The sequence below is a fragment of the Parabacteroides sp. AM17-47 genome, assembly GCF_003434625.1.
Taxonomy (GTDB): Bacteria; Bacteroidota; Bacteroidia; order Bacteroidales; family Tannerellaceae; genus Parabacteroides; species Parabacteroides distasonis.
Genome location: NZ_QTLI01000017.1, coordinates 3,690 through 25,075 on the forward strand (window position 1 = coordinate 3,690; position 21,386 = coordinate 25,075).

A 21,386-nucleotide genomic window follows, 5' to 3' on the forward strand; every position below is an offset into this window, starting at 1 on the left:
GCGATTACCCAATGCTCATTTCCAATAAATTACACTCTTTTCGTAACTTCAGGTAACAAATATACAATAAATCTCTGGAAAAGACGAATAAAAAGGGACAAATGTCTTCGTAATGCCTGTCAATAAGGCGTTTGCGAAGACAAATGAGGACAGGCGAAAAATCGAGGTAACGTAAAGGAAAGCGGATTTATGAAGAAGAACGGTCTCCAAATCATTACCCGCCGAATGGTGATTTTTAACACACCGTGTTGTATTTGGCAGCTTGTGGCACAGGTTGGCATATCAAGGTCTAACTCGTTGAGTAATAACTTTGCAAACAAAAAACGAGTATGGCAAGAAGCACATTCAAGGTTCTGTTCTACGTGAACGGCAGCAAGGAGAAAAACGGTATTGTCCCCATCATGGGACGAGTGACAATCAACGGGACTGTGGCGCAGTTCAGTTGTAAGCAGAACATCCCGAAAACGCTTTGGGACGTGAAAGGAAACAAGGCGAAAGGCAAGAGCCGCGAGGCACGAGACATCAACCTTGCCCTTGACAACATCAAGGCGCAAATCATCAAACATTACCAGCGCATTTCAGACCGCGAGGCATTTGTTACGGCTGAGATGGTGCGCAACGCCTATCAGGGAATCGGCAGCGAGTATGAGACGCTGCTAAAAGCATTCGACCGTGAGAACGAAGTGTTCAAGAAACGGGTAGGCAAAGACAGGGTAATGGCTACCTATCGGGCACGTGTACGGGCAAGAAACCATGTAGCCGCCTTTATCAAGTCGTTTTACAGACGCAGCGATATGTCCATGTTGGAACTTACTCCCGATTTCATCAAGGAGTTCGCCGCATACCTCTCGACTGAAGCCGGATTGCGGAACGGTTCGATATGGGCAAACTGTATGTGGCTGAAAGGCGTGGTCATGAAAGCGCATTATAACGGGTTGATACCGCGCAATCCTTTCATCCAGTTTCATATCAGCCCCAATGTGAAAGAACGGGAATATCTGACGGAGGATGAACTGAAAGCGGTCATGACACATGAGTTTGCAGACAGCAAGCTCGCATACATCCGTGACATTTTCATCTTTGCCAGTTTCACCGCCTTGTCATTCGTGGACATTCAGGAACTGACGAATGACAACATCGTGGAGGTGAACGGCGAGAAGTGGATATTGTCCAAACGCCACAAGACAAAAGTCGCCTTCCAAGTGAAGCTGCTGGATATACCCTTGCAGATAGTCGAACGCTACCGACCGATGCAGAAAGACAATCGTATATTCCCCGGCTTGAACTATTGGTCTATCTGCAAACCGTTGAAACGGATGATAAGGGAATGTGGCATAACCAAGTCAATATCATTTCATTGCAGTCGTCATGGCTTCGCAACATTAGCTTTGAGCAAGGGGATGCCCATTGAAAGCGTAAGCCGTGTGTTGGGACATACGAATATAGTCACGACCCAACTCTACGCAAAGATAACCACGCAGAAGCTCGACAACGACCTGACCATGTTCGGCGACAAACTGAGTAAGACGTTTAACGGAATAACGATGTCATGAGTATGAGAAGAAACAGCATAACAGTGAATGAATCCGGCAATATCATCATGCCGGAGAATGTCTCAAACATTTGGATGAGCGAGCCGGAATTGGTGGAACTGTTCGGAGTAATTGCTCCGACACTTCGTTCTGCCATCAGAAACATCTATAACAGTGGAGCATTAAAAGAATACGAGGTACAGAAGTATGTTCGGCAGGAGAACGGGTATCATGCCGATGTGTTCAGCTTTCCGATGATAGTCGCACTTGCTTTCCGCATTGACAGCTTCGGTGCGGAACAGGTGCGCAATGCCATATTTAAAAGGCTGTACTTGCGAAAAGAGAAAACAAATATCTTCTTTTCGCTGGGTATAAATGGTTGGGATATGTCTAATTATCAGGCATAAGTTCTAATGATATGACGACATGAAGTAGTGAGACCTATGCGTATTCCCATTGCCAACAATGTATTTATACGAGTATGTGAATAGGTGTATTGCCATTCATACGTACGATTACGACAAACCCGAAGAAAAATCCATTAGAATGGCATTTCTTCGGGCTTTTGTTGTATGTCATAAAGCCAAATCCAAGAAAATCTTACGTGAGGTATGCGTGAGTTGTTAATCCGTTCTGCGCTAATTGCCGAGTTTTGCACTGATTAAACAAAAAAATGAAGTGCTAATGAAACAAGGCAACTTTGAAAATGAGGAGTTTATCCGTGTGGGTACTACCCTCTACAAGTTAGTGAACCAGCCCCGTCTGAACGGAGGCTATGTGAAGAAGCGCATCGTGTGGAACAACGAAACAGGCAGGACTACGGCAAGGACTATCTCGCCACCGTGCCGAAGTACGACGGCTTCTGCACCGTCCCCGACCATGTGGACTACCGTCCCGTGGTGGACAAGTTCCTGAACCTCTACGAGCCGATAGGACACCGTCCGCAACAAGGCGAGTTTCCCTGTATCCGGTCATTGGTGCGCCATATCTTCGGTGAACAGTATGAATTGGGCATGGACTATCTTCAATTGCTCTACCTGCAACCCGTGCAGAAACTGCCTATCCTGCTGTTGGTATCAGAAGAACGCAACACGGGCAAGAGTACATTCCTGAACTTCCTGAAAGCTGTGTTTCAAAACAATGTCACTTTCAATACCAACGAGGACTTCCGCAGCCAGTTCAATTCCGACTGGGCAGGAAAACTGCTCATCGTGGTGGACGAGGTATTGCTCAACCGCAGGGAGGACAGCGAGCGGTTGAAGAACCTCAGCACCACACTTTCCTACAAGGTGGAAGCCAAAGGCAAAGACCGTGACGAGATAGCGTTCTTTGCCAAGTTCGTGCTATGCTCCAACAACGAGTATCTGCCTGTTATCATTGATGCAGGTGAAACACGCTATTGGGTGCGCAAGATAGACCGTCTGCAATCCGATGACACAGACTTCCTGCAAAAGCTGAAAGCTGAGATACCTGCCTTTCTGTATTACCTGCAATACAGACAACTTTCCACCGAAAAGGAAAGCCGTATGTGGTTTGCGCCCTCTTTGCTGCATACCGAAGCCTTGCAGAAGATTATCCGCAGCAACCGCAACCGATTGGAGATAGAGATGTGCGAACTTATCCTTGACATTATGGAAAGTGTCGGCACGGACACATTCTCGTTCTGCCACAACGACATTCTTCTTTTGCTGGTACATTCGCAGGTAAAGGTGGAGAAGCACCAAGTCAGAAAGGTATTGCAGGAATGTTGGAAACTTACTCCTGCCTCTAACGGGCTTACATATACCACTTACCAATTCAATTACAATCGGGAGTGCCGATATGAGCCGATAAAAAGAGTCGGTCGTTTCTACACCGTCACAAGGGAACAACTTGAATCCCTGTAATACTATTCTTTTTTTGTTGAATTGATGAATAATGATATAACCATACTGATAATAAACAGCATACACTCTCAACAAATTCTCAACAATCGAAAAGAAAAGTTGAGAGGGAAACAGCATCAGTTTGTTGGATTCTCTATTTGTGAGTGGTTTGTTGAGAAGATGTTGAGAATATAAAGCATTAACGTATAGGACAATACATATCCCATTCATCAAATCAACGTTTTTACAGTCATCATCAAATCCATAGAAATTATATCATGAACATCCAAGAAGCAAAACAAATCAAAATTGCGGACTATCTGCAAAGTTTGGGTTATTCGCCCGTAAAGCAACAGGGAAACTGCCTGTGGTATAAATCCCCGTTCCGTCAGGAAACGGAAGCCTCGTTCAAGGTGAACACCGACCGCAACCTGTGGTTCGATTATGGACTGGGAAGAGGTGGTAACATCATCGCACTTGCAGGGGTACTGTACGCATCCGACCATGTGCCTTATCTGCTTGGCAAGATAGCGGAACAGGCACCACACATCCGTCCCATATCTTTCTCTTTTCGCCAGCAGGCATCCGAACCGAGTTTCCAACATTTGGAGGTGGGCGAACTCACCCATCCGGCATTGCTCCGATACTTGCAGGAACGGGGCATAAACATCGCTTTGGCAAAGGCGCAATGTAAAGAGCTCCACTTCACCCATAACGGCAAGCCCTATTTCGCCATCGGTTTTCCGAATGTGGCGGGAGGATTTGAAGTGCGTAACCGTTTTTTCAAAGGCTGTGTCGCACCCAAAGACATCAGCCATATTCGGCAACAGGGAGAAGCGAGAGAGAAATGCCTTGTATTCGAGGGCATGATGGACTATCTTTCATTCCTCACGTTGCGGAAGAGGAACTGCTCGAAATTGCCCGACCTTGACAGGCAGGATTACGTCATCCTCAATTCGACCGCCAATGTTTCCAAAGCTATAGATGTGCTGCACGGGTATGGACGTATCCACTGCATGCTCGACAATGACGAGGCGGGAAGAAAGGCGTATCGGGAATTGGAAAGGAAGTTCGCCGGACGCATCCGCGACTTCTCCGACAACTACAAAGGGCATAAAGACCTGAACGATTACCTGCGTGGAATCCGGCAGAAATTAGCCGTTAGTCCACCGCCAAGAACTATCGTAAAACCCAAGAAGAAAGGGTTGGGATTATGACATCCCGAATGAGAAAAACGGGAGATGCCCGAAACTCATTCCTTAAGGATTGGGAGGTAGCAAGTTTGTGTTTCGGGTGTACCGAAACCGCTTGCCACCCACCATCCAAATTGCAGGAGGTGGCATCCCGTCGGTCTATACAGTTGAATCAGTAACCGAATTAAAAGGAATAAAATATGGAACAGACAAAGGAACACAAGGAACGCAACAAGGGAGGTCGCCCCAAGAAGGAAGCAACCGAGAAACTGAAATACCGTATCGCAGTGAAAATGACGGCAGCCGACTACTTCCGCCTGCTGACACGATCGCATGAGGCGGGCGTATCACCAAGCGAGTACATGAGGGAATGTTTCCGTAACGGTCATGTGAAAGAACGGCTGTCGGAGGAACATGCCGGATACATCCGCCAACTCTGCGGCATGGCTAACAATCTCAACCAGCTTGCGCGTAAGGCAAACGCCGGAGGCTTCCACGATGAACGGTGGGACTGCAAGGTGGCAGTGGCAAGGATTCATGAACTTATAACCAAGATAGGGATATGATGGCGAAAATCGTAAAAGGAAGCGACTTCAAGGGTGTGGTGGATTACATCATCGACAAGAAGAAGGATACGCAGATAGTAGCAAGCGAAGGCTTGTTTATGGAAAATCTGGAAACTATCGCCATGAGTTTCAATGCCCAGTCACGGATGAACGATAAGGTGACAAAACCTGTCGGACATATCGCGTTGAGTTTTTCCAAAGAGGATGAGTTACGGCTGACGAACCGTATCATGGCAGGCATCGCGCTTGAATATATGGAACGGATGGGAATCAAGAATACGCAGTTCTTCATCGCCCAGCATTTCGACAAGGAGCATCCGCACGTGCATATTGCTTTCAACCGCATAGACAACAACGGCAATACCATATCGGACAGGCACGAGCGTCTGCGCAGTACCCGCATCTGCAAGGAATTGACCTTGAAATACGGCTTGCATATGGCTGGCGGAAAGGACAATGTCAAACGCAACCGCCTGAAAGAGCCAGACAGGACGAAATATGCGCTTTACGACATCATCAAAATGGAAGTCGGCAGATGCGGCAACTGGAACGTGCTTATCGCCAACCTGAAACGGCAGGGAGTGGAAGTACATTTCAAGCATAAGGGGCAGACCAGCGAGGTGCAGGGTGTTGTATTCTCCATGAATGGCTACCATTTCAACGGCTCCAAAGTGGACAGGCGTTTCAGTTATTCCAAGATTGACGCGGCTTTGCAGCACAACAGATGCAGGGAACGTATGGGAATAACAGCCGGAATATATGAAACGGCTACACCAAGCGCACCGTCCGGCACGGCACAAAGCGAGTTGTTCAACGGCTCTTGGGGATTGCTAAAAAGCAGTGGCTCATCTTATAACGCTGCTGATGCGGAAGCCAATCAGGAAATGGTGGATATACTTCGCAGAAGGAAGAAAGTTAAGCGCAAGAGAGGTGTTGGGTTCTAATATTCTGTACTAATCCAATTCTCACGACACTTGCGCTCTATATTCATTCGGAGTGTAACCTACCTCTTTCTTGAACAGTCGGGTAAAATGTTGCGGGTACTGAAAGCCGAGATTATAGGCGATTTCATTAACGGTGTCGTCTGTAGATGCAAGTTCCGTCTTGGCTATTTCAATAGACTTGTCATGAATGAAATGTAGGGCGGTTGAACCTGTTTCTTTTTTCAATAAATCACTGAAATAGTTGGGCGAGAGGCAGAGCTTGTCTGCACAATACTGTACAGTGGGCAAGCCTATCCGTTTAGCAGCCCCATCATGGAAGTATTCGTCAAGCAACCGCTCAAATCTTGCGAGGATGTCTCGGTTTTGGTTGTCGCGTGTGATGAACTGGCGGTCATAGAAACGTGTGCAGTAATCAAGGAACGTCTTGATGCTGTCTGTGATGAGGTTCTTGCTGTGACGGTGTATCGGATGGTTCAATTCATATTGAATCTTGTGGAAGCAATCCATGATGATTTGCCGTTCTTCCACACTAAGGTGCAATGCCTCGTTTGTCTCGTAGGAAAAGAACGAATATTCACGCATTATCCGCCCGAGAGGTGTATTCCGCAGCAGGTCGGGATGGAACATAAGCAGGTAGCCATCTGGTTGGAACTGCATGCCGTCATCTTCCGCACCGAACACCTGTCCGGGCGCGATAAATATCAGTGTGCATAATTATTCCTAAGTCTGTGAAACCGGAACGCATGAAGCAGAATCTCGACATATTAGACTTCACCCTGTCGGCCGACGACATGGCACGGATAAAGACGCTGGATACCGACAAGCCTTTCTTACTCGGCTCGCACGAAGATCCAGAAATCGTAAAATGGTTCATGCAGTACAAAAACGCCTGAACATCAACAACCATATTTCGATAGCCGCTATCGACTATATTAAGAAGTTATTCGTATATGCCTTTATTGTAATCCGTCATGTACTGAGTAAATGTTTTGCCTGTTTGCTGTTTGAAGAAGCGCATGAGATGGCTCGGATCAGAGAAATTGAAATCATCCGCCATTTCACTGACAGTGCGGTTGGAGAATAGCAATTCGTTCTTCAGTTCCTCAAGCAGACGTTGTTTTATCAAATGGGTAGCTGATACTCCGAATTGGGCTTTTACTGAGTTATTGAGTGTGATGCGACTGACATGAAGCATGTCTGCATATTCCTGCACCCGCTGGTGGGTGCGGATATTCTGTTCCAACAAGTCCTTGAACCGAAAAGCGAAATTGTTTTTAGCAATTTCAGCGGGCAAGCAATAGGCGGCAGCGTATGTACGATTGATAATCAGCAAAAGATAATATAGTAAGGAAACAATGATATTGTACGTATCGGACACTGGATTCATCAGCTCATACTTAATCTTTCCGAGCAGCCGCATATATTCCTTCATTTCGTCATGTGTGGCATTGATGTAAGGCGGCGTATCTGTCTGGTAACAATACAAAAGGCGAAAAACGAAGAACTTGTCGGCGATAAAAGTACGCATGAAATCTTCGCGGAATATAAGGAACGTGTAATCCAACGCCGTCTCATCTACATGCCACTCTTGTTGCTGATGGGGTGAAAGCAGGAGAACCATGCCGTCGCGCAGTTCAATCTTGCGGAAGTTCAGTAGCAAATATCCGTTTGCCTTACGGAAAAAGTAGAAGCTGAAGAAGTCTGTCTTAAACCGCTTGTTTTCTGTCAGCACAAGTCCGATGTCCTTGTTTATGGCAGTATTGATGTAAAAATCCACGCCGCAGCGTGTCTTGTTGAACGGTACGCTGACCAGTCGATCAGGGTTGATTATCTCGTCCATATCCTTGTCGTTTTTGCAAAGATAATAATTTCATTTATCAAAATGGCATAATTACCGTTTTTTCAGGCATAGATGTTTCGCCGGATTCTTCCGAACTTTGCACCCGTAATCAATAACAAGACATATAGTCATGAAAAAGACATCCACAGTACAATTGGTGCGCAATGCCACCTTGAAAATCAGGTATGCGGGACACACCATGCTAATTGACCCCGTTTTAGCCGACAAAGGCACTTTGATATCGGCCCTCGGTGTGAATAAAACACCGAGGGTACACCTCACCATTCCTATTCAGGATATTATCGGAGGCGTGGACATGGTGCTCCTGACCCACAATCACATCGACCATTACGAGCCGAGTGTCCCCACACATTTGCCCAAAGAAATTCCTTTCTACGTTCAGCCCCAGGACGCGGACGCCATCAGAAACGACGGATTTACAAATGTGATACCCATCGAAGAAATAAAAACAATAGACGGCATATCCATTTACCGCACGACCGGACATCATGGTTTCGGGCAGATCGGGCAGATGATGGGACCTGTATCAGGTTATGTGCTAAAAGCCGAGGGCTTCCCGACCGTTTATATAATGGGTGACTGCCGATGGGAAGCATGTATCCGAGACACCGTGGAACGGTTCAATCCTGACTATATCGTGGTAAACTCCGGAGGTGCAATCTTTCCCGAATTTTCCAAAACGGACGGTCCTATCATCCCCGACGAGAACGAAGTGATGCAGATACTTGACGAATTGCCTTCGCATATCAAGCTGATAGCCGTACACATGGATGCCATCGACCATTGCCAGACCACCCGTGCAATTCTGCGCAATGAGGCAACGCATCACGAAGCCGACATGAGCCGGCTGATTATCCCGGAGGACGGAGAAACAGTTGTGTTATGAGTGTCTGCATTAAATCCCTGATAAAAAACATGAACATAGTGGTAGGGTGCACTATAGGATGCCCTTACTGCTATGCCCGTAACAACTGCCGCCGTTTCCACATTACCGACGACTTTTCCGTGCCTGAATACATGGAACGAAAACTGCGCATCATCGATACGTCCCGTCCTCATGTGTGGCTCATGACAGGAATGAGCGATTTCTCCGATTGGAAGCCTGAATGGAACGCAGAAATTTTCGAGCGGATCAGCAGCAATCCCCAGCACGCCTATATCTTTCTGACGAAGCGCCCTGACAAAATCAGTTTCTCCTCTGACGACGAGAACGTATGGATGGGCGTGACCGTCACGCGCAGTTCCGAGAAAAGGAGGATTGATGATTTGAAAAAGAATATCAAAGCACGACACTACCATGTCACGTTTGAACCTCTCTTCGATGATATCGGCGAGATTGATTTCGAGGGAATTGACTGGATTGTCATAGGCACAGAGACCGGAAACCGAAAAGGAAAGTCATATTCGCGCCCCGAATGGGTGCTTAGCATTGCAGAACAGGCAAAGGCTCATGGCATACCGGTGTTCATGAAAGAGGATTTGCTGCCGATTATGGGCGACGAAAGAATGATTCAGGAATTGCCGGAACAATTTACCAGACGAATACAATGAATATGGATACAATAAAGGAAATAGATGTAAAGAGTGTAATGACCAAATCCTCTCTGCCGGTGGGAGGATATTCGGTCAACCCTTATGTAGGGTGTCCCCACGCCTGCAGGTATTGCTACGCATCGTTCATGAAACGGTTCACCGGGCACACCGAGCCGTGGGGTACGTTTTTAGATGTAAAAAACTGGAAGCCGATAACGAATCCTCATAAATACGACGGTGAACGTGTTGTAATAGGGTCTGTGACGGACGGTTACAATCCGTATGAAGAAGAATTCCACCGTACCCGAAGGCTGCTCGAAGAGCTGCGAGGAAGCGATGCCGAGATTATGATATGCACAAAGTCCGATCTTGTCCTTCGCGATCTCGACCTGTTGAAGAGTTTTCCCAAAGTGACTGTGTCATGGTCTGTCAATACGCTCGACGAGCAGTTCTGCGCAGATATGGACAACGCCGTAAGCATTGAACGCCGTCTGAAAGCGATGCGTCAGACATACGAGGCAGGTATCCGCACCGTATGCTTCGTCTCGCCCATATTCCCCAGAATAACAGACGTGAAGGCAATAATAGAGGAGGTAAAAGATTATGCTGATTTAATCTGGCTTGAAAACCTGAATTTACGCGGGCAGTTCAAAGGCGGGATAATGACGTATATCCGTGAGAAGTATCCTGACCTCATACCGCTTTACGAGGAAATTTACAATAAAAAAAGGCTTGAATACTGGCAGGCATTGGAGCAGGACATTTCAAATTACGCCAAGGAGCAGGGCTTCCCGTATCGTATAAACGATCTGCCATACGGACGCTCGGAAAAAGGCAAACCTGTCATCGTAAACTACTTCTACCACGAAAAAATACGATTGACAAAATGAGGCTATGCCGGACTGATGCAGAAAAGTTGTAGCGCGGATAAAAGCACCATGTATGTGGATAATATCCGGCAATCTTCCGAGCGTATGCGGGAGATGCTCAACACGCTGCTGGATTTCTTCCGTCTGGACAACGGCAAGGAGCAACCCAACCTTTCCCCTTGCAGGATTTCCGCAATCACGCATATTCTTGAAACGGAGTTCATGCCCATTGCCATGAACAAGGGGCTGACTTTGATAGTGGAGAGCCACACCGATGCGGTGGTTTTGACCGACAAGGAACGTATCCTGCAAATCGGCAACAACTTGTTGTCAAACGCCATCAAGTTCACGGATAACGGTAGTGTATCATTGGCAGCGGATTATGATAACGGTTTGCTGAAACTTATCGTTGAAGATACCGGTACGGGCATGACCGAAGATGAGCAACAACGAGTATTCGGTGCATTTGAACGTCTTTCAAATGCCGCCGCAAAAGACGGCTTCGGATTAGGATTGTCCATCGTGCAGCGTATTGTGGCGATGCTCGGTGGAACTATACGCTTGGAAAGCGAGAAAGGCAAAGGGAGCCGCTTCACGGTGGAAATTCCCATGCAGACAGCCGAGGAACTGCCGGAACAGACAATTCAAGCGCAAATGCGCCATAATCATATCTGCCATGATGTGATTGCCATCGACAATGACGAGGTACTTCTCCTTATGTTGAAAGAAATGTATGCCCATGAAGGGATGCACTGCGATACCTGTACCAATGTTTCGGTACTGATGGAGCTGATACGAAAAAAGGAATACAGCCTGCTTCTGACGGATCTGAATATGCCTGAGATAAGCGGTTTTGAACTGCTGGAACTGTTGCGCTCATCCAATGTAGGCAACTCGAAGAGTATTCCCATAGTCGTGACAACCGCTTCGGGCAGTTGCAGCAAGGAGGAACTTATAGGGCGTGGATTTGCCGGATGCCTGTTCAAGCCGTTCTCCATATCCGAACTGATGGAGATTACGGATAAATGCGCATTAAGCAGCATATTGGATGAAAAGCCGGATTTTTCCACTCTGCTATCTTATGGCAATGAATCCGTCATGCTGGACAAACTGATAGCGGAAACCGAAAAGGAAATGCAGGCGGTCAAGGATGCAGAACAGCGTAAAGACCTCCAAGAACTGGACACACTTACACACCATCTGCGAAGTTCATGGCAGATTCTCCGTGCCGACCAGCCATTGAGGGAACTTTACGCCCAACTTCATGGAAGTGCCACTCCAGATGACGAAGCGATATGCAAAGCGGTGACCGGCTGTGCTGGATAAAGGTGCTGAAATTATCCGGCAGGCAAAAGAAGAAAGGAAAAATACGAAAATGGATAAAACAAGAATCATCGTGGTGGAGGACAATATCGTGTATTGCGAGTTTGTCTGCAACCTGCTGGCACGGGAAGGATTCCGTACCGTGCAGGCTTACCACCTCTCGACCGCGAAGAAACTTCTGCAACAAGCCTCAGACGGGGACATCGTGGTTTCTGACCTACGACTACCCGACGGTGACGGCATCGACCTATTACGATGGATGCGCAAGGAAGGCATGACACAACCGTTAATCATCATGACCAACTATGCCGAAGTGCATACGGCAGTCGAAAGTATGAAACTCGGCTCGCTGGACTATATCCCCAAGCAGCTTGTGGAGGATAAACTTATGCCTCTGCTTCATACCATCCTGAAAGAACGGAGTATCGGACGAAATCGTATGCCCGTTTTTGCCCGTGACAGTTCCGCCTTTCAGAAAATCATGCAACAGATAAGATTAGTTGCCCCTACTGATATGAGCGTGCTGATATTCGGAGAGAACGGCACGGGCAAGGAGCATATCGCCCACCATCTGCATGATAAGAGCAAAAGGGCAGGGAAACCGTTTGTGCCTGTGGACTGCGGTTCACTCTCCAAAGACCTTGCGCCCTCGGCATTCTTCGGACATGTCAAAGGCGCGTTTACGGGTGCGGACAGCACAAAGAAAGGATACTTCAATGAGGCAGAGGGTGGCACATTGTTCTTGGATGAGGTAGGCAATCTCGCATTGGAAACCCAGCAGATGTTACTCCGTGCCATACAGGAACGGAGATACCGCCCTATAGGTGACAAGACGGACAAGAGCTTCAATGTCCGCATCATCGCCGCCACCAACGAGGATCTGGAGAAAGCGGTCATTGAAAAACGTTTCCGACAGGATTTGCTGTACCGTTTGCACGACTTCGAGATAACTGTTCCGCCCTTGCGTGACTGTCAGGAGGACATCATACCGTTGGCGGAGTTCTTCCGTGAGATTGCCAACAATGAATTGGAATGTAGCGTGACTGGGTTCGATGCGGAAGCCCGTAAGACATTGCTGACCCATCCGTGGCCGGGTAATGTCCGTGAGCTTCGGCAGAAGATAATGGGCGCGGTGTTGCAGGCACAGACGGGAGTTGTCATGAAAGAGCATCTGGAACTTGCCGTAACGAAACCGACCTCACCTGTCAGCTTCGCCTTGCGAAACGATGCGGAGGACAAGGAACGCATCTTACGCGCGTTGAAGCAGGCAAACGGAAACCGCAAGGTTGCCGCCGAATTGCTCGGAATCGGACGTACAACGCTGTATAGCAAGTTGGAAGAGTATGGATTAAAGTATAAATTTCAGCAATCATAGCCCGCAACTTGCCGAAAATAGAAGTAACGGTTAAACCGGATTATTCAGCGAAGATAAAAAACGTCCTGTGATAAAAATCATGGGACATTTTGATGTGTATCCGATTTTTATTGCTACTTTTGTACCAAGACGAGAGACATTGACAGCAACTCACAGCAGAACGTAGAAATAGACAGGGTTGCCAAATCATTACCTCATTTTTACCTTATCCTCAGAACTGCTTGCTAATAAAGTGGTTATAAAAATCTTCCAGAATTACATAAAATAGTTGATAGTTAGAAGACATTTCCATGAAAGGAATTTACGTATATCGGCGCAAGCTCACGCCTATACTGGCGTAGCCCTACGGCACTACTGGTATAGGCGTATGCCGGTATAGGCATTGGCCTGTGTCGATACTGGTGTAAATGTCTCTGAAAAAACACGTACGTGTTCTCGCGAAAACATGTACATGTTTTTCGGAAAATACGTACGTGTTTTTTTTCAAAGCAATTCTTGGATGAAACGAGCCACTCCATCCTCATCGTTCGTGTATTGGGTGATGCGGTCGGCATTGGCCTTGACAGGGGGCTGGGCGTTGGCCATAGCGACTCCCAATCCGGCGAAACGGATCATGGATACGTCATTGAAACCGTCGCCGATAGCGATCACTTCCTCCTGTTTTATCCGGGTTCGCTCTAGTAAGCGGGATAACGAGGCTGCCTTATCGATACCTTTGGGGACAAGCTCCAGATAGAATGCCTCGGAACGATATACGTTGATACGTTTCCCTAATTCTTGGCGGAGCTTCTCTTCCAACGGTACCAACATCTCCGGTTCGCCTACCACCAAGCATTTATCGGCTGGCTGATGCAAATCCCGCAGAAAATCGTCGGTAGCCTTGATCTTCATTTTGGTTAAGAAAGATTCGTATTGTACGTATTTATTTTCCGGATGCTCGCTTAAGATATATTTACCGTTGTAGGAAAGGATAGCCAGTCCCGCTTCTTTGGAGCGGTTGTATAAAACAGGTACGATATCGGGTGGCAAAGCCTGTTCGAAAAGTACTTTGTCTGTCATCAAGTCGATCACCTTACCGCCGTTGAAGGAAAGGATAAAACCACCATATTGCTTTATGTTCAGTTCCTCGGCTAAAGGCACGATACCGTAGGTGGGCCGGCCGGAGGCTAAGACCAGATGCAATCCTTTTTCCTGCGCTTGCAGAAGGGTTTCCCTCGTAAACGGGGTGATCTCTTTTTTACTGTTTGTCAGTGTACCGTCTAAATCCAGTACCAATAATTTATAGTTCATGCTCTTGTTTCGTGTTGATCGTGATTATTTTACCTCTTTGGGAGATATAATTATAGAGTTCTTTATAAAATGCGTGCCGGGTAAGGGTGGAAGCGTCTCCCAAGATCATCAGTTTCATACGGGCACGGGTGATCGCTACGTTCATGCGCCGCAAGTCGTTCAAGAAGCCTATCTTTCCATCCTCGTTGGCCCTTACCAAACTGATCAAGATGACATCGCGTTCTTGCCCTTGGAAACCGTCAACGGTGTGTACGGTGATCAGTCTGCGTAAAGGCTTGAAGAAAGCGTCTTGTTTGATCAATTTACGGATGTATTGTACCTGCGCCTTATAAGGGGAGATCAATCCGAAGTCGATATTCTCTTCCAGCACTCTCTCCTTGGATATTTTCTGTATATAGGAGCGTAATTGTTCCACGAGCAATTCCGCCTCTTGCCTGTTGACACGGCTCATGGTCTCTTCTCTCGTATTTTCCGTGAAATCGCACTCGGACGTATCGAACCATACGATGGGAGTGTCCAGTCGCAAGATTCCCCGCCCACTTACCTCGGGAGCGGATTCGAGTTCGTTATGATAGAACCATTGGGAGGAGAAGCGCATGATATCCTCGTGCATACGATATTGGATCTTCAAGAGAGAGACCGTTTCCGGTTTCGCATGGGCTATCTTTTGCATCAAGGTACGTCCTAAGCCTTCTCGTTCCGCTTCTATACATTTAATAGTAGGGGGCAATTGGTGATGATCGCCCGCTAGTATGACCCGGTCCGCCTTGCTGATCGCTATCCAGCAAGCGGCTTCCAAGGCTTGGGCGGCCTCATCGATAAACAAGGTCGTGAAGTGTCGGTTCATCATGATCCGGTTTGCGGAGCCAACCAAGGTGCAAGCGACAACACGAGCCTCGTCGAACAGCTCTGTATCGATCTTGACTTCCAGTTCGGTCGCCCGGAATTTCAAACGGGAGAGGCGGTTTCGGATCGTATCCCGTTCCTCCCGGCTTTTCTTTCGCATATTGGATTGTATATCCCGTACCGCTTTTCGGATGCTCCATAACTCGGGATAATCCGGATGCGATTCGAAACGGCGTTCATATGTGAAAGAGAGCATCTTGTCATTGATACGAGTGGGGTTCCCGATGCGCAGGACGTTAATGCCTCTATCTACCAGTTTCTCCGAGATGCAGTCTACGGCGGTATTACTTTGGGCGCAAACGATCACTTGATTCTCCCGGTGAAGGGTCTCGTAAATGGCTTCCACCAAGGTGGTTGTTTTCCCGGTTCCGGGAGGGCCGTGTACGATAGATACTTGTTTCGCTCCCAATACCTTGTTTACGGCTTCTTCCTGCGAGCGGTTCAACCAAGGAAAGCGGATCGGGAATAATTCACGCTGTCCCGGTTTTTCCTGCCCCAGCAATACGTCCCTAAGATGGGAGAGTTGGTTGTTTTTTGCCCGCATCACGTCGGAGAGAGCGGAAAACATCGTTTTATAGCTGGTCTCATCGAAGTAGAGTTGCACGCCGAGATCATTGCTTTTTCCTTGTATATCCATCAAGGCGGAAGGAGTGGGGAGAACTACCACCATCCGGTCCTCTTGCACGTAGCTGATCGTGGCGGAGAAATCCAGATACTTAAATTTACCACTGATATCTGCCGTAAAGAAGCAAACCGGGCGCCCGTACTCAAAATTATGCTCGATCTCCCGCTCTTCTGTCCTTTCGATCTCGATCACCAATTGGTTTAAGGAGTTATAATAACTGCGTCCCGGAGTGACCGGATACCAACAGAGGCCCTGCGCCACTCGTTTTCGCAAACCCGTACGCTCGGATTGCTGTCGGTATGTTTCCTTCTCATATTCATATTCTTTCTGCAGGAGATCATATTGATGTTGCAAATCTACAAGCGGCGATGAAATTCCCATTCCTTTATCAATTCAATTAATCGGATAAATACAGCCCGGGCGTTCTAGGTCCCGAAGTAGGCGACAAAAGTACTAAAATTATCGTTCCGTACCCAAGTTGCGGTAAGTAAAGAAAAAGAATACCGCTAACGTTGGTAGTGTCTATAAAATTCCTAATTTTGTACGAAAACTAATATCATAAAAAAATGAATGAGAACGATGCTTTTTATAACGCATTAATAGATGTAGCTGCTTGGGATAAAGAGAATACCTTAGATCGTTTTATGAATAGTGATAGCCTCTTCAAAAAGTTTCTATATAAATTTATTACTACAGATGGTTCGTATGTGAAATTACGGAGCTCTTTAGTAGAGCGGGATTTGGAGAATGCCAAGCTATATTCGCATACCTTGAAAGGGATAGCCGCTAATTTAGGTCTGGTAAATCTATTCGATGTATCGAATAATATACTATCGCTGTTGAGAGAAGGGAATCTGGAAGAAGCGTTGCGTTATGAAGATGCATTGGGAAAACAATACGATGCCTTGCGAGATATCGTTGTTGAGTTTTGTTCTTAATCTATTGTATATTAACTATCTAATTCTAAATAAAGACTATCAGTATGGATACTATCATAAAAACTCAAATTATAGATTTGATTCACAGGGAGGTAATCCCTGCTATCGGATGTACGGAACCTATTGCCGTGGCTTTGGCGGCCGCAAAAGCGGCGGAAGTGCTGGGGCGTAAGCCAGAGAAGATAGAGGTTTATCTGAGCGCCAATATCCTGAAGAATGCCATGGGAGTAGGAATCCCGGGGACTGGCATGGTGGGGTTGCCTATCGCTATCGCTTTGGGATCGATCATCGGTAAGTCCGCTTATGGGCTAGAGGTGCTGAAAGACTTGACTCCGGAGGGATTGAAAGAAGGTAAGGAAATGGTCTGCAAGAAATGTATCGGTATAGACCTGAAAGAGAATGTAGATAAACTTTATATCGAAATTATAAGTTCTGCAGGGAGCGATCGTTCAAGGGTGATCATTTGCCATGAGCATACCCATATAATATATGTAGAGAAAAACGGGGAGGTATTGACTGATTTACGTACGGCAAACGCTTCTGGCGAGGAAGTATGTGAGAATAAGGATTTACGTCTTTCCTTCTCTATGGTCTATGAGTTTGCCATGGAAATGCCATTGGATGAGATTCGTTTTATTTTAGAAACGGCCGAGTTGAATAAGAAAGCTGCCCAAGCTTCCATGAAAGGCAATTACGGACATACCGTAAGCAAGACAGTCTCGGGTGCTTTCGGCCGTAAGTTCATGGGAGATTCCGCTTATACGCATATGTTGATCATGACTTCCGCCGCTTGCGACGCTCGCATGGACGGCGCTATGATCCCGGTGATGAGTAATTCGGGAAGCGGTAATCAAGGAATCGCCGCTACGCTTCCGGTTCTTTCTTTCGCCGAGGATATCCAATGCTCGGAAGAGCAACTGATCCGTGCGTTGATGTTAAGCCATTTGATGGTGATCTATATCAAGCAAAGTCTGGGACGCTTGTCCGCCCTTTGCGGTTGTGTGGTTGCCGCTACGGGAGCGAGTTGCGCTATCACCTATTTGATGGGAGGAAATAAGGCGCGGATTTCTTATGCGATCAAGAATATGATCGGTAATATTACCGGAATGATCTGTGACGGTGCCAAGCCGAGTTGCGCGATGAAAGTATCTAGTGGCGTATCTACGGCGATGCTTTCCGCTTTGATGGCCATGGAGGATAAGGTGGTGACTTCCGTGGAAGGTATCATCGATGAGGATGTGGATAAATCGATCGCGAACTTGACCGCTATCGGTTCTAAAGGAATGGAGGCGACGGATCGTCTGGTGCTGGACATCATGACCGGTAAATCTTGTTAATGGGATTCTATGGAGGAGGCACCAAAGGCGAGGAAAAAAGAGATTATGCGAGTGACACTTTTAGGGTCATTCGCTAATTTTGTTTTATTGGTATTCAAGTTCGTGGCGGGTATCTGGGGGCATAGTAGCGCTATGATCGCCGATGCGGTGCATTCGTTATCTGATTTCGTAACGGATATAATCGTACTTCTTTTTGTCAATATATCTTCCAAGCCAAAGGACGAGAGCCATGATTACGGGCATGGTAAATACGAGACTTTGGCGACTTCAATTGTCGGTATCGTCTTGCTTTGTGTAGGTTTTGGCCTTTTCTGGGAGGGAGCGAACAAGATTTATGACTTTTATTTCAAGGGGATTCCGTTGGAAAGTCCGGGAATGATCGCTTTAGTTGCCGCTCTTATCTCCATTGTGATCAAGGAATTACTGTATCATATTACGGTTTGGGTAGGAAGGAAGCAGAATAGTCAAGTCGTTATCGCTAACGCTTGGCATCATCGCTCGGATGCCTTTTCCTCGATCGGTACGGCTTTAGGTATTGGAGGGGCGATTTTGTTGGGGGATAATTGGCGTGTGCTGGACCCGTTGGCGGCTGTGATTGTCAGTTTGTTTATCGTAAAAGTAGCCTTGCAACTAGTGATCCCGGCGATTAATGACTTATTGGAGAAATCTTTGCCGAAGGAGGTGGAGGATGAGATCTTGGCGATCATTAGTGAGGTTCCCGAGGTAAAGAGCCCGCATAATCTACGTACCCGCCGCATCGGTAATAATTTTGCTATCGAGGCGCATATACGGGTGAACGGACAGATAACCGTGACTCGTGTCCATGACTTGACGAAAGAGATCGAACAGAATCTGCGTGATAAGTTCGGTCAGGCTACGCACATCGCTTTGCACGTGGAACCAATTAAATAAACGAATTGTTATTTGACTATGATGAAGAACTTATATAGGGGAGAAGTGTTCTATTTGATCGCTTCCCCGCTGGATCATGTGGAGGCTTACCGCTATTTTGAGGATGGGGGACTGGCTGTTGTTGATGGAAAGATTGTAGAGGCGGGGCCGTTCGAGGCGATGCGTTCCCGTTACCCGGATTTCCCGGTGACAGACTATTCCGGTAAATTGATTACACCCGGCTTTATTGATTCCCATATCCATTTCTCCCAGTCGGAGATACAGGGAATGTATGGCAAGCAACTTCTGGATTGGCTGGACGAATATACGTTTCCCGCCGAGGAAGCTTTCTCTTCCATGGAATATGCACAAGATATCGCTCGCTTTTTCGTGAAGGAACTGGTGAAGAACGGAACTACGACTTGTGCCGCTTATGCCACGGTTCATCCTGCTTCCGTGACCGCATTATTTTCCGTGGCTACGGAGTATAATATGTGTATCTTGGCTGGAAAGGTGATGATGAACCGGAACGCTCCGGATTATCTGATGGATACCACGCATCAGGGTGAGTTGGACTGCCGTAGCTTAATCGAGGATTGGGACGGGAAAGGACGGAATCACTATGTGATCACGCCCCGTTTCGCCATAACCAGTACGCCGGATCAATTAAAGTCTGCCGGTCGTTTACATGCCGAATATCCCAGTACCTATATACAGACACATCTTTCGGAGAATCTGGGAGAGATTGAATCTGTCTTATCGCTCTGTCCCGGTCATGCGGATTATTTGGAGGTCTATGAGCGTGCCGGATTGTTGACCGATCGTTCGATATTCGGGCATTGTGTCCATCTAACCGATCGGGAATATAAGCGGTTGGGAGAAACGGGAGGCATTATCGCCCATTGCCCGACCTCGAACCTTTTCCTTGGAAGCGGATTATTCGATATGAGGGAAGCGAACCGTTACGGCGTACGTACTACCTTGGCGACAGATGTCGGTGCGGGTACATCTTTCTCTATGTGGCGTACGATGGGAGAGGCCTATAAGGTACAACAGTTGAACGGTTATCCGATGACAGCTTTGGAGGCTATCTATAAATGTACGCTAGGCTCTGCACGGGCCTTATCGTTGGACGACCGAATCGGAAGTTTCCTCCCTGGCCGTGAAGCGGATTTCATAGTCGTGGATTATGCCGCTACCTCTGTCCAGAAATTGCGTATGGAGTATCTTCGTTCGAGAGATAAATGGACGATCGAGAATAAGCTGTTTGGCCTGCAAACCCTCGGCGATGACCGGAATACGGTATGTACTTATATAATGGGCAAGCAAGTATACGGCTCAGATTCGTGCGATCATCAAGAAACAAGTATGTAATACGACCGTTACGACGATCCATAGGCGCTCGGCAGTAGTCGGGCGCAATCCCGGGAAATGATATTCTATAGCCCCGTGCTTGCAAGCGGAGAGGCAATCTCCGCAATAGGTACAGGTATAGCCGATCTTTCCCTTCTCGATCTCTTCTTTATGTAGGGCATCATAACGGCAAGCGTTTGTGCAAGCCATGCAATAGCAACAATCCGTGGTCAGTCGTACCCGGAAAGGAGAGAGGTATTTGAGGAAAGACACTAAAGTCCCGATCGGACAATAACTACTGCAATGCACCATCTTCCGTCTCTTTCTGGAAAACAATAGCATGACAAGTAGGCCGATAACTCCGACCGCTATTCCGAAAGCGGTGGCTATCCTGCCGCTCGCTCCGAATATTCGGAGTAGGATGGCCCCCAACATAACCAGAAATAATATGCTGTATCGCATTTGCTTGTGATAGGGGAACCTTTTTCGCTCCAATTTTCCCCGGGCACTCCATGCGTCGAATGCCCCGAAGTAACAAAGCTGGCTACACCAAGCGGGACCGGATAGTAATAAGGTGCTGATAAAAAGTATGGGCATGAATAATCCATCAAAGCGATAAAGCGGTCCGGCCAAGATTACCGCAGGGATCGGTAAATGCAGTTTCCCGGTCATAAGGAAAATGGGATCGGCAAAAATCCCTAGAGCAAGTTGCCCGAAAAAAACGATCGAGAATAACAACCACGCTCGTTTTCTCCATTTGGGACGTTCTTGCCGATCTTGCATCTTATAGCAGAGCCAACCACCGTATAGCATGGCAAGTATCACTTGTATCCATCCTCCATACGGAAATAACCTTTCGCCTATCAACAGTGGATTTTTAGGCATGACTTGAACGATCGAGAGAAGTCCCCCGACTAATAATACGGTACTGATAACAATACGTCTCGTTTTCATGCTCAATTATTTTATGCGTAAAAGTATGCCT

The 21,386-nt window shown here is 47.2% G+C and carries 19 protein-coding genes and 2 pseudogenes; 16 read left to right on the forward strand and 5 right to left on the reverse strand.

Going from position 1 to position 21,386, the window contains the following annotated elements; all coding sequences use genetic code 11:
* Nucleotides 1-329 precede the first annotated feature (329 nt).
* From DW205_RS14290 to DW205_RS14315, 6 genes and pseudogenes are all read left to right on the forward strand, one after another.
* Nucleotides 330-1,553 carry a site-specific integrase gene (locus DW205_RS14290; protein ID WP_005775881.1) on the forward strand — a complete coding sequence of 408 codons (1,224 nt, stop codon included), beginning with the start codon at nucleotides 330-332 and terminating at the stop codon, nucleotides 1,551-1,553.
* Nucleotides 1,550-1,939, forward strand: coding sequence for a hypothetical protein (locus DW205_RS14295; RefSeq protein ID WP_004328110.1), 390 nt, complete (start codon nucleotides 1,550-1,552; stop codon nucleotides 1,937-1,939). The genes DW205_RS14290 and DW205_RS14295 overlap by 4 nt, the downstream gene beginning before the upstream one ends.
* Before the next feature lie 277 nt (nucleotides 1,940-2,216).
* Nucleotides 2,217-3,418 (forward strand): annotated as a pseudogene (locus DW205_RS14300) (primase-helicase family protein).
* 257 nt (nucleotides 3,419-3,675) lie between these two features.
* Nucleotides 3,676-4,614, forward strand: coding sequence for a toprim domain-containing protein (locus DW205_RS14305; RefSeq protein WP_121963106.1), 939 nt, complete (start codon nucleotides 3,676-3,678; stop codon nucleotides 4,612-4,614).
* Between the two features lie 176 nt (nucleotides 4,615-4,790).
* The gene (locus DW205_RS14310) at nucleotides 4,791-5,156 is read left to right on the forward strand and encodes a MobC family plasmid mobilization relaxosome protein (RefSeq protein WP_004329306.1); all 366 of its coding nucleotides are present in this window, start codon (nucleotides 4,791-4,793) and stop codon (nucleotides 5,154-5,156) included.
* The gene (locus DW205_RS14315; RefSeq protein WP_007560543.1) at nucleotides 5,153-6,100 is read left to right on the forward strand and encodes a relaxase/mobilization nuclease domain-containing protein; all 948 of its coding nucleotides are present in this window, start codon (nucleotides 5,153-5,155) and stop codon (nucleotides 6,098-6,100) included. The genes DW205_RS14310 and DW205_RS14315 overlap by 4 nt, the downstream gene beginning before the upstream one ends.
* A gap of 21 nt (nucleotides 6,101-6,121) precedes the next feature.
* Here the strand turns inward: DW205_RS14315 and DW205_RS14320 are convergent, their stop codons facing one another.
* Nucleotides 6,122-6,781, reverse strand: coding sequence for an AraC family transcriptional regulator (locus tag DW205_RS14320; RefSeq protein WP_004329304.1), 660 nt, complete (start codon nucleotides 6,779-6,781; stop codon nucleotides 6,122-6,124).
* Between the two features lie 23 nt (nucleotides 6,782-6,804).
* Between DW205_RS14320 and DW205_RS22050 the strand changes: the two genes are divergently transcribed.
* Complete coding sequence (locus DW205_RS22050; protein WP_005775886.1) at nucleotides 6,805-6,993, forward strand: hypothetical protein; 189 nt, start codon at nucleotides 6,805-6,807, stop codon at nucleotides 6,991-6,993.
* Nucleotides 6,994-7,040: 47 nt separating this feature from the next.
* On the opposite strand, the gene DW205_RS14325 is transcribed toward DW205_RS22050, so the two are convergent.
* Complete coding sequence (locus DW205_RS14325) at nucleotides 7,041-7,940, reverse strand: AraC family transcriptional regulator (RefSeq protein ID WP_004329302.1); 900 nt, start codon at nucleotides 7,938-7,940, stop codon at nucleotides 7,041-7,043.
* 130 nt (nucleotides 7,941-8,070) lie between these two features.
* On the opposite strand from DW205_RS14325, the gene DW205_RS14330 reads away from it, so the two are divergent.
* From DW205_RS14330 to DW205_RS14350, 5 genes and pseudogenes are all read left to right on the forward strand, one after another.
* The gene (locus DW205_RS14330) at nucleotides 8,071-8,847 is read left to right on the forward strand and encodes an MBL fold metallo-hydrolase (protein ID WP_004329300.1); all 777 of its coding nucleotides are present in this window, start codon (nucleotides 8,071-8,073) and stop codon (nucleotides 8,845-8,847) included.
* Nucleotides 8,844-9,512, forward strand: coding sequence for a radical SAM mobile pair protein A (locus tag DW205_RS14335; RefSeq protein WP_004329299.1), 669 nt, complete (start codon nucleotides 8,844-8,846; stop codon nucleotides 9,510-9,512). The genes DW205_RS14330 and DW205_RS14335 overlap by 4 nt, the downstream gene beginning before the upstream one ends.
* Entirely contained in the window at nucleotides 9,509-10,384 is an 876-nt protein-coding gene (locus DW205_RS14340) for a radical SAM mobile pair protein B (protein WP_004329298.1), read from the forward strand. The genes DW205_RS14335 and DW205_RS14340 overlap by 4 nt, the downstream gene beginning before the upstream one ends.
* A pseudogene (locus DW205_RS14345) lies at nucleotides 10,385-11,746 on the forward strand (hybrid sensor histidine kinase/response regulator); the annotation flags it as partial.
* Nucleotides 11,739-13,061, forward strand: coding sequence for a sigma-54 dependent transcriptional regulator (locus tag DW205_RS14350; RefSeq protein WP_121963107.1), 1,323 nt, complete (start codon nucleotides 11,739-11,741; stop codon nucleotides 13,059-13,061). The pseudogene DW205_RS14345 and the gene DW205_RS14350, both read left to right, overlap by 8 nt.
* 483 nt (nucleotides 13,062-13,544) lie before the next feature.
* Here DW205_RS14350 and DW205_RS14355 read toward each other — a convergent pair whose 3' ends face one another.
* On the reverse strand, nucleotides 13,545-14,351 hold the full coding sequence (locus DW205_RS14355; protein WP_005862248.1) for a Cof-type HAD-IIB family hydrolase: 807 nt from the start codon (nucleotides 14,349-14,351) through the stop codon (nucleotides 13,545-13,547).
* Nucleotides 14,341-16,263, reverse strand: coding sequence for an AAA domain-containing protein (locus tag DW205_RS14360; RefSeq protein ID WP_005862250.1), 1,923 nt, complete (start codon nucleotides 16,261-16,263; stop codon nucleotides 14,341-14,343). The genes DW205_RS14355 and DW205_RS14360 overlap by 11 nt, the downstream gene beginning before the upstream one ends.
* Nucleotides 16,264-16,448: 185 nt before the next feature.
* Here DW205_RS14360 and DW205_RS14365 point away from each other — a divergent pair, with 185 nt between their 5' ends.
* From DW205_RS14365 to guaD, 4 genes are read left to right on the forward strand one after another with little or no spacing between them, the layout of a single operon-like run.
* Nucleotides 16,449-16,820, forward strand: coding sequence for an Hpt domain-containing protein (locus tag DW205_RS14365; protein ID WP_005856873.1), 372 nt, complete (start codon nucleotides 16,449-16,451; stop codon nucleotides 16,818-16,820).
* Between the two features lie 44 nt (nucleotides 16,821-16,864).
* Nucleotides 16,865-18,157 (forward strand): serine dehydratase subunit alpha family protein, encoded by a 1,293-nt coding sequence (locus DW205_RS14370; RefSeq protein ID WP_005862252.1) that lies wholly within the window; start codon nucleotides 16,865-16,867, stop codon nucleotides 18,155-18,157.
* A 9-nt stretch (nucleotides 18,158-18,166) separates the two neighbouring features.
* Complete coding sequence (locus DW205_RS14375) at nucleotides 18,167-19,069, forward strand: cation diffusion facilitator family transporter (protein WP_005862254.1); 903 nt, start codon at nucleotides 18,167-18,169, stop codon at nucleotides 19,067-19,069.
* Between the two features lie 12 nt (nucleotides 19,070-19,081).
* Nucleotides 19,082-20,422, forward strand: a complete 1,341-nt coding sequence (gene guaD, locus DW205_RS14380; protein WP_005862255.1) for a guanine deaminase — start codon at nucleotides 19,082-19,084, stop codon at nucleotides 20,420-20,422.
* Here the strand turns inward: guaD and DW205_RS14385 are convergent.
* On the reverse strand, nucleotides 20,387-21,355 hold the full coding sequence (locus DW205_RS14385; protein WP_005862258.1) for a 4Fe-4S binding protein: 969 nt from the start codon (nucleotides 21,353-21,355) through the stop codon (nucleotides 20,387-20,389). The genes guaD and DW205_RS14385 overlap by 36 nt on opposite strands.
* Between the last annotated feature and the right edge of the window lie 31 nt (nucleotides 21,356-21,386).